The sequence below is a fragment of the Streptomyces clavuligerus genome, assembly GCF_005519465.1.
Taxonomy (GTDB): Bacteria; Actinomycetota; Actinomycetes; order Streptomycetales; family Streptomycetaceae; genus Streptomyces; species Streptomyces clavuligerus.
On record NZ_CP027858.1, the window covers coordinates 4,667,666 to 4,679,962 of the forward strand.

8 protein-coding genes are annotated in these 12,297 nt (G+C 71.7%); all 8 read left to right on the plus strand.

What is annotated here, in order from left to right; genetic code table 11:
• Window positions 1-118: 118 nt before the first annotated feature.
• The 8 genes from CRV15_RS19615 to proB all read left to right on the plus strand — a co-directional run bounded on the left by CRV15_RS19615 (window position 119) and on the right by proB (window position 12,260).
• Window positions 119-1,756, plus strand: a complete 1,638-nt coding sequence (locus tag CRV15_RS19615; protein WP_003960453.1) for a glycosyltransferase family 4 protein — start codon at window positions 119-121, stop codon at window positions 1,754-1,756.
• Window positions 1,757-2,278: 522 nt separating this feature from the next.
• A complete protein-coding gene (rplU, locus tag CRV15_RS19620) occupies window positions 2,279-2,599 on the plus strand; it encodes a 50S ribosomal protein L21 (protein ID WP_003957558.1) in 321 nt (106 codons plus the stop codon).
• A gap of 14 nt (window positions 2,600-2,613) precedes the next feature.
• Window positions 2,614-2,871, plus strand: a complete 258-nt coding sequence (gene rpmA / locus CRV15_RS19625; protein WP_003957557.1) for a 50S ribosomal protein L27 — start codon at window positions 2,614-2,616, stop codon at window positions 2,869-2,871.
• Between the two features lie 127 nt (window positions 2,872-2,998).
• The gene (gene obgE, locus CRV15_RS19630; protein WP_003957556.1) at window positions 2,999-4,438 is read left to right on the plus strand and encodes a GTPase ObgE; all 1,440 of its coding nucleotides are present in this window, start codon (window positions 2,999-3,001) and stop codon (window positions 4,436-4,438) included.
• Between the two features lie 163 nt (window positions 4,439-4,601).
• Window positions 4,602-6,686 carry a glycosyltransferase family 4 protein gene (locus CRV15_RS19635; RefSeq protein ID WP_003957555.1) on the plus strand — a complete coding sequence of 695 codons (2,085 nt, stop codon included), beginning with the start codon at window positions 4,602-4,604 and terminating at the stop codon, window positions 6,684-6,686.
• A gap of 225 nt (window positions 6,687-6,911) precedes the next feature.
• Complete coding sequence (locus CRV15_RS19640) at window positions 6,912-8,414, plus strand: bifunctional cytidylyltransferase/SDR family oxidoreductase (protein WP_003957554.1); 1,503 nt, start codon at window positions 6,912-6,914, stop codon at window positions 8,412-8,414.
• Window positions 8,415-8,631: 217 nt separating this feature from the next.
• Window positions 8,632-10,797 (plus strand): hypothetical protein, encoded by a 2,166-nt coding sequence (locus CRV15_RS19645; protein WP_003960449.1) that lies wholly within the window; start codon window positions 8,632-8,634, stop codon window positions 10,795-10,797.
• A gap of 335 nt (window positions 10,798-11,132) precedes the next feature.
• Window positions 11,133-12,260 (plus strand): glutamate 5-kinase, encoded by a 1,128-nt coding sequence (gene proB, locus CRV15_RS19650; protein WP_003960448.1) that lies wholly within the window; start codon window positions 11,133-11,135, stop codon window positions 12,258-12,260.
• Window positions 12,261-12,297: the final 37 nt, after the last annotated feature.

Genomic DNA, 12,297 nt, shown 5'->3' on the forward strand with positions numbered 1-12,297 from the left:
GAATGTGTCGGAAACCAGGTCGGAACGGGACGATGGTGCCCGGCGCACCGGCGGCCACCGAACCGCCCGCACCGGCAGGGAGCGCGACAGGCGACAGCGGCGGCGGAAGGGTGCGCGGATGAGCCACGGGACGACACCGGCCACGGACACGGCGGACGCACCACCGGACGGGGCGGCGGACGCGGCGGACCCGGCGGCGCGGACGGCGGCCCGGGGCCGGGTGGTGATGCTCGTCGACAACGGCGTCAAGGCCGACTCCCGGGTCCAGAAGGCCGCCCGCTCCGCCGCCCGCGCCGGCTGGGACGTCATCCTCTTCGGGGTGTCGCCCACCGCGAAGATCCAGACCTTCCGGCTCGGCGGCGCCCAGGTCCGCCTGGTGCCCAAACCGGCCCATCTGGAGCCCCGCCGCCACGAGCTGCGCCACCCCCTGCTGCGCCGCCCGCTCGCGTACCGCTCCCAGCAGCTCGCCCGCTACCGGGTGCAGTCGGTCAAGGCATGGCGCTCCGACCTCGCCTTCCGCCGGGCCGCCGCCCGCGCCGCCCGCGCCGGGCACCCCGGCCACCACGCGGGCGGCTCCGCGCTGCGGCTGCTGCTGCCCCGGCTGCTGGCCCGCGCCCTGAACTCCTGGGTACGGCTGCGGACCCGCCAGACCGCCGCGCTCCAGAAGACCCGGGCCCCGCTGACCGCCCCGGTGGACCGCGCCGCGACCGCCCTGTGGTCCTTCCTCCTCGGCGAACGGGCCTGGCGCCGGCTGACGCCCAACCTCTGGGACTACGAGCTGGCCTTCGCCGCCCACATCGACGCCTTCGAACCCGATCTGATCCACGCCCACGACGTCCGGATGCTGGGGGTCGGGGCGCGCGCCGCCGTCCGGGGCCGGGCCGGGGGCCGCGCGGTCAGACTGGTCTGGGACGCCCATGAGTATGTGCCCGGGCTGCCCGCGCCGCACGGCCGCTGGCTGCCGGGCCACATCGCCTGGGAGAAGGAGCACGCCGCCTTCGCCGACGCGGTGATCACCGTCTCGCCGCCGCTGGCCCGGATGCTCCAGCGCGGGCACGGACTGCGGGAGCTGCCCTCCGTGGTGCTGAACGCCCCGGTCATGGAGCCCGCCGCCGACGAGGTCGCGGAGGCCCCGCCGGTGCCCGATCTGCGGAAGCTGTGCGGCATCGGCCCCGGGGTCCCGCTGCTGGTGTACGCGGGCGGGATCAGCCCCGTCCGCGGGGTGGACACGGTCGTCGCCGCGCTGCCCGCGCTGCCGGGGGTCCATCTGGCGCTGGTGTCGGTGACCCCGCGGAAGATGAAGGCGGTGAACGGGGCCCGCCGGGCCGCCGCGACCGCCGGGGTCGCCGACCGGGTGCACTTCCTGCCGTACGTCCCGCACTGGCAGGTGCCGGGCTTCCTCGCGGCGGCGGACGCGGCCGTCAGCCCGCTCCAGCACCTGGCCAACCACGAGCTGGCCCTGAGCAACAGGTTCTTCGAGTACGCGCAGGCCGGGCTGCCGCTGCTGGTGAGCGACGTCCGCACGATGGCCAGGACAGTCCGTTCCACCGGGCAGGGGGAGGTCTTCCGGGCGGGGGACACCGAGGACTTCGTCCGGGCGGCGAAGGCGGTCCTGGCCGACCCGGGGCGCTACCGCGCGGCGTACGAGCGGCCGGGGCTGCTGGACGGCTGGACCTGGGAGGCGCAGGCGCGGGTGCTGGACCAGCTCTACACCCGGCTGCTGCCGGACCGCCCGGGCCCGCCGCACATCCGGTGAGCCGCGGTGCACCCCGGCGCGGCGCGGTACCGGTACGCCTGCGGTGCGGCGGGCGGGCGGGCCCGGGGCCGCCGCGGCACCCGGGACGGCGGCGGACCGGGCCGTCGGACCGTTCGCGCCCTTCCGCTTCCGCTTCTGCTCCCGGTTCCGGGCCGGTTCCCGGACGCCGCCGCCCGCGCCGATCCCGGCACCCGGGTCCATCCGCGCGGTGGGCCGTACCCTGTACCGCACCCGGGGACGCCCTCTCCGTACGCGGACACCGGGCGCCGGGCATGGGCCCGGTTTGACCCTCCGGAGCGGTCACCGTAACCTTGACCCTCGGTGTGTCTCCCTGCACACCCACCCCTGAGCACCTTCCTCCCACCGGTGCCGCCGGGCCCCGTCCCCTCCGTGCGTCAGCCGGACACGGCGGCCGGTGCGCCGGACCGGGAGAGGCCGTTCGTCCTTCCGGATCGTCACGGGCCCCGGCCCGTGCGGGCGGCTGGCATCAGAGGTCCCGTTCCGAGCGAGAGAGAGTTCCGCGTGTACGCCATCGTGCGCAGCGGTGGTCGCCAGCACAAGGTTGCTGTCGGCGACATCGTTGAGGTTGACAAGATTTCCACCGCCCAGGTCGGCGACACGGTAGAGCTCTCTACCCTGCTCCTGGTCGACGGCGACGCCGTGACCAGCGACCCGTGGGTGCTGGCCGGAATCAAGGTCACGGCCGAGGTCGTGGACCACCACAAGGGCGCGAAGATCGACATCCTGCGCTACAAGAACAAGACCGGCTACCGCCGCCGCCAGGGTCACCGTCAGCAGTACACGGCGATCAAGGTCACCGGCATCCCCGCCGCCGCGAAGTAAGGGACTGAGGAGACATGGCACATAAGAAGGGCGCATCGTCCACTCGGAACGGTCGCGATTCCAATGCTCAGCGGCTCGGCGTGAAGCGCTTCGGCGGTCAGGTCGTGAACGCCGGTGAGATCCTGGTCCGCCAGCGCGGCACCCACTTCCACCCGGGCACGGGCGTCGGCCGCGGCGGCGACGACACCCTGTTCGCGCTGAACGCCGGTGCGGTCGAGTTCGGCCGTCACCGTGGCCGCAAGGTCGTGAACATCGTTCCGGTCGCCGAGTAATCACGGCGTCCCCACGACGTTTTTTCTGCGGAGGCGGACCACACTTCCCCGGGGCTCTCCCGGGGAAGCGGGTCCGCCTTCGCTGTGTTACAGCTAGACCCATTCCCTCAGTACTGGAGGCACCACCATGACCACCTTCGTGGACCGCGTCGAGCTGCATGTCGCCGCGGGTAACGGAGGCCACGGCTGTGCCTCCGTGCACCGGGAGAAGTTCAAGCCGCTCGGCGGCCCCGACGGCGGCAACGGCGGCCGGGGCGGCGATGTGATCCTCGTGGTCGACCAGTCGGTGACCACCCTGCTCGACTACCACCACAGCCCGCACCGCAAGGCCACCAACGGCATGCCCGGCGAGGGCGGCAACCGCTCCGGCCGCGACGGCACCGACCTGGTGCTCCCCGTCCCGGACGGCACCGTCGTCCTCGACGCGCACGGCGAGGTCCTCGCCGACCTGGTCGGCCACGGCACCACCTTCGTCGCCGGACAGGGCGGCCGGGGCGGCCTCGGCAACGCGGCCCTGGCCTCGGCCCGCCGCAAGGCCCCCGGCTTCGCGCTGCTCGGCGAGCCGGGCGAGGCCCGCGATGTGGTCCTGGAGCTGAAGACCGTCGCGGACGTGGCCCTGGTCGGCTACCCCAGCGCGGGCAAGTCCTCGCTGATCTCGGTCCTCAGCGCGGCCAAGCCGAAGATCGCGGACTACCCCTTCACCACCCTGGTGCCGAACCTCGGCGTCGTCACCGCGGGCTCCACCGTCTACACCATCGCCGACGTCCCCGGGCTGATCCCCGGCGCCAGCCAGGGCAGGGGCCTCGGCCTGGAGTTCCTGCGCCATGTCGAGCGCTGCTCGGTGCTGGTGCACGTCCTGGACACGGCCACACTGGAGTCCGACCGGGACCCCGTCTCCGACCTCGATGTGATCGAGGCCGAGCTGAAGGAGTACGGCGGCCTCGGCGACCGGCCCCGGATCGTCGTCCTCAACAAGGTCGACATCCCCGACGGCCGCGATCTCGCCGAGATGATCCGCCCCGACCTGGAGGCCCGCGGCTACCGCGTCTTCGAGGTGTCGGCGGTCGCCAGGACCGGGCTCAAGGAGCTGTCGTTCGCGCTCGCCGGGATCGTCGGCGAGGCCCGCGCGGCCAAGCCGGTCCAGGAGGCCACCCGGATCGTGATCCGGCCCAAGGCCGTCGACGACGCTGGTTTCACCGTGGTGCGCGAGGCCGACGGGCTGTTCCGGGTGCGCGGCGAGAAGCCGGAGCGCTGGGTCCGCCAGACCGACTTCAACAACGACGAGGCCGTCGGCTATCTCGCCGACCGCCTCAACCGCCTCGGCGTCGAGGACCAGCTGATGAAGGCGGGCGCCCGCGCGGGCGACGGCGTCGCCATCGGCCCCGAGGACAACGCCGTGGTCTTCGACTGGGAGCCCACCATGACGGCCGGGGCCGAGATGCTCGGCCGCCGCGGCGAGGACCACCGGATGGAGGCCCCGCGGCCCGCGGCACAGCGCCGCCGCGACCGGGACGCCGAGCGCGACGAGTCCCAGCAGGCCTACGACGAGTTCGACCCCTTCCAGTGACCGACCGCATCGGCGCGGGGCCGCCCCACCATCCGTGGGCAACCCCGCGCCGATGCGTTTTTCGTCTCAGATTCCTTTCGAAATTCCGTACAACCCTCGACCCCTGTTGTCCGTCTATCACTCGGGCACGCAGGACGGGTCCCGGAAGACGAGCGGAGCACCGGTGAAGATTTCTTTCCTCATCCACACGATCTACGGGATCGGTGGCACGATCCGCACCACGCTGAATCTGGCGGAGGAACTGGTCGGCCGGCATGAGATCGAGATCGTGTCGATCTTCAAGCACCGGGACGACTCCGCGTTCGACATAGACCCGCGGATCAGCCTCGTACCGCTCTTCAACAACAACAAGAAGTCCCCCGGCTGCGAGCTGGAGAACCCGCTCCACAAGGAGCCCGCCGAGGCGTTCCCCCGCAACGAGGCCCGTTACAAGGAGTACAGCAAGCTCATCGACCAGCGGGTGCGGGACCACTACGCCGCGTCGGACGCGGACGTCGTCATCGGGACCCGGCCCGGACTGGTCGCGTACGTCTCCCAGTTCGCCCCCGGCGGCGCGGTGGTCATCGGTCAGGAACACATGACCCACAACCACCACAAGAAGGCGCTGCGGGAGGAGATGCGCCCCTTCCTCGCCGACCTCGACGCGTTCGTCACCGTCTCCGAGGGCGACGCCGCCGTCTGGCGCGAGCACATGCCGCTGGAGGACACCCGTATCCTCTCCATCCCCAACAGCGTCCCCCAGCCGACGGTCGCCCCGTCCGATCTCAGCGGCAATCTCGTGGTCGCCGCCGGACGGCTCTCCCGCGAGAAGCAGTACGAGATTCTGATCAAGGCATTCGCCAAGGTCGCGGCCAAGCACCCGGACTGGACCCTGCGTATGTGCGGCTGGGGCGGCGAGAAGGACAATCTCCGCCGGCACATCCTCAAATACAAACTGGCCAACCAGGTACAGCTGATGGGCCCCCGTTCACCGATCGACCCCGAGTGGGTCAAGGGCGCCATCGCCGTCTCCACCTCCCGCCACGAGTCCTTCGGCATGACCCTCGTCGAAGCCATGCGCAATGGACTTCCCGTGGTCAGCACCGACTGCAACTACGGCCCCCGCGAGATCATCACCTCCGGCGAGGACGGACTCCTCGTACCGGTCGGCAAGGCCGACGCCGTCGCCCGCGCCCTCCTCACCCTCATCGAGGACGAGGAACTGCGCCGCCGCATGGGCAAGGCGGCGATCGAGAACTCCCGCCGCTTCGACCCCGGCGCCGTCGCCCAGCGCTATCTGGACCTCTTCGCCGAACTGGGCGCCGAGGACACCACGGGCCGCCGCGCCCCCGCCGCCCCCGCCGACAGCGCCGCGAAGGCCGCCCCCGCCGCCGCGGAGTTCGCCCCGGTCGCCGACTGCGTCGCCGAGGCCGACGGCTCCCTCACCGTCACCGTCGTCTCGCCCGCGCCCGAAGACGCCTTCCGCACCTACCCCGGGCTCCAGCTCGTCTGCTCCCGCACCCGCTCCGACGGCACCGCCGACGAACGCGTCTACCCCTTCAACCGCGCGGGCACCGTCGTCATCCCCGCGGACGACGAGTTCGCCGAGGGCCGCTGGACCTGCCGCGCCGAACACCCCGCGACCGGCCGCCGCGCCCCCCTCTCCTGCCGCTCCGTCGACCAGCGCGGCTCACTGAGAGTCACCGACCGGATGGCCGTCGACGCCGGAGTCCGCCATCTCGTCGCCCACCGCCAGGCCCCCGCGCAGCACCTCGCGCTCCGCTCCTGGGTACGGCCCGTGCACGTGGAAGCGGGACGCATCCGCCGCAACGGACCCGACATGATCCTCGAAGGCCGGGTGTTCGGCCCCGTCGAACCCTCCGGCGAGCCCGCGCTCGTCCTCCGCCGCCGCGGCGACGCCACCGACGAACTCGTCCTCCCCGGCACCCGCGAGGGCACCCGCGGCTTCCAGGTCACCCTCCCCGGCGCCGCGCTCGCCCGCCGCCAGAGCGGCGAGAAGGACCTGTGGGACGTCCGCCTCCGCTTCACCTCCGGCCACGAGCCGGTACGGGTGGGCCGACTCCTTGACGACGTGATCCAGAAGGGTGATGTCTTCGTCTACCCCGACGCCCTCACCCACAAGCCCCGCCCGCTGCTGCTCGCCCGCCGCGCCCTGCGCAAGCTCCAGCGCCGTGAACAGCGACTCGTGAAGATCTCGCTGATCTACGGAGGAGAGAACGAACTCCTGGTGCGGGTGACCGATCGCTGACCCGGCCGCGCACCGCCCGGCCGCTCCGGCGGCCGGGCCTGCCAAACCGGGTCAGACTGTGGTTTCCGTCACCTCACGGGGCCGTACCGTCGGAGCCAACCGCCCAGCTCCCACGGTGGACACCCGGTGGCCGACGGGGGAGGGGCGGTCGTTGTCCACCTTGCGAGACGGTCACACAGAGTGCGACCATCGCACGGTCTCATTCGTCTGAAGGTAGGTCGTTCTGTGTCTGTGCCGCACGAAGCCAAGCCCCGTACCACGGCTGTCGTCCTGGCCGGTGGTACCGGTCAGCGCGTGGGTCTGTCGATCCCGAAGCAGCTGCTGAAGATCGCCGGCAAGGCTGTCATCGAGCACACCCTGACCATCTTCCAGCAGGCCGACTCCATCGACGACGTGATCGTCCTGATGGCCCCCGGCTATGTCCCCGACGTGGAGAAGATCGTCGCCAAGGCGGGCCTGAACAAGGTCGTCAAGGTGATCGAGGGCGGCAGCACCCGCAATGAGACCACCGAGCGCGCCATCGCCGCCCTCGGTGAGGGCCTGGCCGAGGGCGAGGACCGCAAGGTCCTCTTCCACGACGCCGTCCGCCCGCTGCTGTCACAGCGAGTGATCCAGGACTGTGTGGACGCCCTCGACCGCTTCCAGGCCGTCGACGTCGCCATCCCCTCCGCGGACACCATCATCGTCACCCGCACCCACGGCGAGGACGGCGAGTTCATCACCGACGTCCCCGACCGCTCCCGGCTGCGCCGCGGCCAGACCCCGCAGGCGTTCAAGCTCTCCACCATCCGCCGGGCCTACGAGGTCGCCGCCGGCGACCCCAACTTCCAGGCCACCGACGACTGCTCCGTGGTGCTGAAGTACCTGCCCGACGTCCCGATCCACGTGGTCGCCGGCGACGAGTACAACATGAAGGTGACCCAGCCGGTCGACGTCTTCATCGCCGACAAGCTCTTCCAGCTCGGCTCCACCGCCGCGCCCGCCCAGGCCGACGAGGCCGCCTACCGCGAGCTGCTCCAGGGCCGCACCCTCGTCGTCTTCGGCGGCTCGTACGGCATCGGCGCCGACATCGCCGCGCTGGCCGAGCAGTACGGGGCGAAGGTCTACGCCCTGGGCCGCTCCACCACCGGCACCCACGTCGAGAACCCGGAGCATGTGGACGACGCCCTCTCCAAGGCGTACTCCGAGACCGGCCGCATCGACTACGTCATCAACACCGCGGGCGTCCTGCGCATCGGCAAGCTGGCCGAGACGGACAACAACACCATCCAGGAAGCGCTGAACGTCAACTACCTGGCGCCCGTCCACATCGCCCGCGCCTCCTACAAGTACCTGGCCGAGACCAAGGGCCAGCTGCTGCTCTACACCTCCTCCAGCTACACCCGGGGCCGCGCCGAGTACAGCCTCTACTCGTCCACCAAGGCCGCCATGGTGAACCTGACCCAGGCGCTGTCCGACGAGTGGGCGGGCGACGGTATCCGGGTGAACTGCGTGAACCCCGAGCGCACCGCCACCCCCATGCGCACCAAGGCGTTCGGCACCGAGCCCGCGGGCTCCCTGCTCTCCTCCGAGGCCGTGGCCCGCACCTCGCTCGACGTCCTCCTCTCCGAGCTGACCGGACATGTGATCGACGTGCGTCAGCAGGACCCGACCCGCGGCGCGAGCGAGGCGTCCGGATTCGAGCAGGCACTCGCCGCCGTCCTGGCCCGTGGCGAAGATATGCAATAATTCGCTGTTAAAGCGATGAATGCTGCCACAGCAGTTTTGGGCCTCCGCGAACCCACCCCGACGTGCACCTTCACCGGGGACGATCAGGGGCCGCGGAGGCCCGGTCATGTGCTGTGAGAGGTCCTGACTCCGTCTTCGGGTCGCGAAGTTCCGGATTCGCCGTCCTCGGCAATTCTCGCAAAAGGACCACATCGGCACCCTTTGGAGCAGGTTCTTCGTGATTTCCACCGCCATTCGTCTGGCGCGCGTCGGCAGCCCATCCGAGCTGATCGCCGCGGCGCTCATCGGACTCGGCTATCCATGCGTCATGATCGCCGCGCTGCTGCCGAACGTCTGGCTGTTCGCGGCCTTCGCGACCGTCACCTACGCGGCCGACTGGTACCTGCACCACAAAGGCAGCTACCTGATCAACCGCCTGGCCAAGGTCCGCGTCGGCCTCACCATCCGCTTCCTGCTCCGCCAGGTGCTGCTGGTCCTGCTGCTCGCCCGCGAGGGCCTCGCCGAAGACCCCCTCTTCTACTCCGCCGTCGCCGGATTCCTCGTCTTCTACGCGCTCCAGGCCCCGCACGGCGCGCTCACCACCCTCATCCGGCTGCGCCGCGCGATGCCCGTCGTCACCCGGAACGTCGACCTCCAGATCCGTATCCCGGACGCCGCCCCGCTCTTCCTGCGCCGCCGCGCCGCCGAGAAGATCCTCCACATGGACATCCCGGCCATGCTCGGCGTCCTGCTCGCCGCCGCCCTCGGGACCACCGCCATCGGATACGCGGGCCTCGCCCTCAGCGTCGCCCTCGGCCTCGGCTACATCGCCGCGCTCGCCCCCTACCTCCGCCGCGACAAGCGCGTCCCGGCCGCCCCCGTCGTCCTGGAAGCCGTCAGCGAGTGGCTGCGCCAGTACCAGCCCACCGCTGTCCTCTACTTCTCCGGCTCCAGCGAATCCGCCTACCAGGGCAACATGTGGCTGGAGACGATGGAGGACATCGAGGGCCGCCCGCTGATCATCATGCGGGAACGGGGCCTCGTCGGAAAGCTCCAGCCGACCACCGTCCCCGTCATCTGCGTCCCCGGCGCCACCCACCTGATGAACCTGGACCTCTCCAGCGTCCGGGTCGCCCTCTACCCCGCCAACGTCGGCAAGAACATCCACCTGCTGCGCGTCCCCACCATCCAGCACGTCTTCATCGGCCACGGCGACAGCGACAAGCTCGCCAGCGTCAACCCGTACAGCAAGGTGTACGACGAGGTCTGGACCGCCGGACGCGCCGGACGCGACCGCTACGCGCTCGCCGACGTCGGCGTCCGCGACGACGACATCGTCGAGGTCGGACGGCCCCAGCTCGCGCCCATCACCTCCTGGGACGGCACCCCGAAGAACCCCGTCCCGACCGTCCTCTACGCCCCCACCTGGGAGGGCTGGGACACCAACCCGGGCAACACCTCGATCCTGCTCGCCGGCGAGAACATCATCCGCAGGCTGCTCAACGCCGAGAACCCGGTCCGCGTCATCTTCAAGCCGCACCCGTTCACCGGCATCCGCGACAAGCAGGCGAAGATCGTCTCCGCGACCATCACCACGATGATCGCGGAGGCCAACGCCGCCCGCGCCGCCGACCCCCGCTGGGCCGCCCAGGCCGTCGCCGCCAAGCAGGACCAGGCAGCCGCCAAGGCCGAGATGGTCCGCATCGAGGCCGAACTGGCCGAACTCGCCATCACCGGCAAGTCCGGCCGGGACGGCGCCGAGCTCTCCCGCGACTCCCTCGCCGACCCCCAGCGCCTGGCCCGGATCAAGGTCCTGCGCGCCGACTGGAACGACGCCTACTGGCGCTCCGTCGGCTGGTGGGAGCACCTCGTCGTGACGGGCCCCGAGCCCCGGCTCTACGACTGCTTCAACGAGTCCGACGCCATGGTCTCCGACATCTCCAGCGTCGTCTCCGACTTCATGGCGAGCGGCAAGCCCTACGCCCTGACCGACTCCGCCGAACTGGGCGCCGACGAGTTCCGGCTCCAGAACACCGCCGCCCGCGCCGCCGTGATCCTCACCAACAGCGCGGCCGAGCTGGACGAACTGCTCGCGGCGGTCTCCTCGCTGGAGCGCGACACCCTGGCGCAGGCGCGGAAGGAGCTGAAGGAGTACCTCCTCGGCCCCGACGAGCCCACCTCCATGGACCGTTTCAACGACGCCGTGCGCGCCCTGTCCGCCGAGTCCGAGGCCCGGAACGCGGGCGTCGAACAGCGGCTGGCGGAGCTGGCGCTCGGGGAGGGCGACGGCCCCGGCGCCGCCGGGTCCTTCGGGGCGCGGCAGGGCTTCGGCACGGACACGCTCGGCTCGGGGCGGTTCGGCTCCACGGGCGCGGGCGACGCCCAGGCACCGCTGCCGCGCTGACATCGAGCCGGTGTCGCGCCGACCGGTGTCGCGTCGGCCGGTACCGAGCCGGTCCGCCGGGCCGCTTGAGCCGGTCTGCTCCGCCCGGTCGGTTTTGGCCGGTCCGCCCGGCTTCGACCGGGTCGGCTCCGGTCGGTCGGCTTCGACCGGTTCGCTCCGACCGCTGCCGGGGGCCCGTACGGAACATCCCGTACGGGCCCCCGGCCGTTCCGGCCGCTGTGCCGGCATACCACCCAGGGCGCTGCCCGGCGGCTTTACCAGCACAGGACCCACGGCGCTGTCCAGCCGCTGAAATGGCCCCGCGCCGCACCCGCCCTCTGGCATAGATTCGGTCCGTGACAGAGGCAAGACAGCTCGTGACCCAGGCCCGCCGAATCGTCGTCAAGGTCGGCTCCTCCTCCCTGACCACCGCGTCGGGCGGACTCGACGCCGACCGGGTGGACGCGCTCGTGGACGTCCTCGCCACCGTGCGCAGCGGCGGGGAGAAGGAGATCGTGCTGGTCTCCTCCGGAGCCATCGCCGCCGGACTCGCCCCCCTCGGCCTGGCCCGCCGCCCCAAGGACCTCGCCCGCCAGCAGGCCGCCGCCAGCGTCGGCCAGGGCCTCCTGGTCGCCCGCTACACCGCCTCCTTCGCGCGCTACGGCGTCCGCGTCGGCCAGGTACTGCTGACCGGCGACGACACCAGCCGCCGCGCCCACTACCGCAACGCCTTCCGCACCCTGGACCAGCTCCTCGCCATGGGCGCGGTCCCCGTCGTCAACGAGAACGACACCGTCGCGACCGACGAGATCCGCTTCGGCGACAACGACCGGCTGGCCGCCCTCGTCGCCCATCTGGTCCAGGCAGATCTGCTGGTGCTCCTGTCCGACGTCGACGGCCTCTACGACGGGGACCCCGCCCGGCCCGGCACCTCCCGGATCGCCGAGGTACGCGGCCCCGCCGACATCGCCCATGTCGAGATCGGCAGCGCGGGCCGGGCGGGCGTCGGCACCGGCGGCATGGTCACCAAGGTCGACGCGGCCCGGATCGCGGCGGCGGCGGGCGTCCCCGTCGTCCTCACCTCCGCCGTCCACGCCGCCGACGCCCTGGCGGGCCGCCCCACCGGCACCCTCTTCCACCGCACCGGGCGGCGCTCCGCGAACCGGCTGCTCTGGCTGGCGCACGCCTCCACGCCCCGGGGCGCGCTCGTCCTGGACGACGGCGCCGTCCAGGCCGTGGTGCACGGCCGGAAGTCGCTGCTTCCGGCCGGTATCGCCGCCGTCGAGGGCGACTTCTCCGCCGGGGACCCGGTGGAGCTGCGGGACGCGGCGGGCACCGCCGTCGCCCGCGGTCTGGTCAACTTCGACGCCAAGGAGATCCCCCAGCTCCTCGGCCGCTCCACCCGCGAACTCGCGGCGGAACTCGGCCCGGCGTACGAGCGGGAAGTCGTACACAGGGACGATCTGGTCGTTCTCCACCCCTGAAACGGCTGAAAGTCCCGCCAACCAACAGGGACCTTTA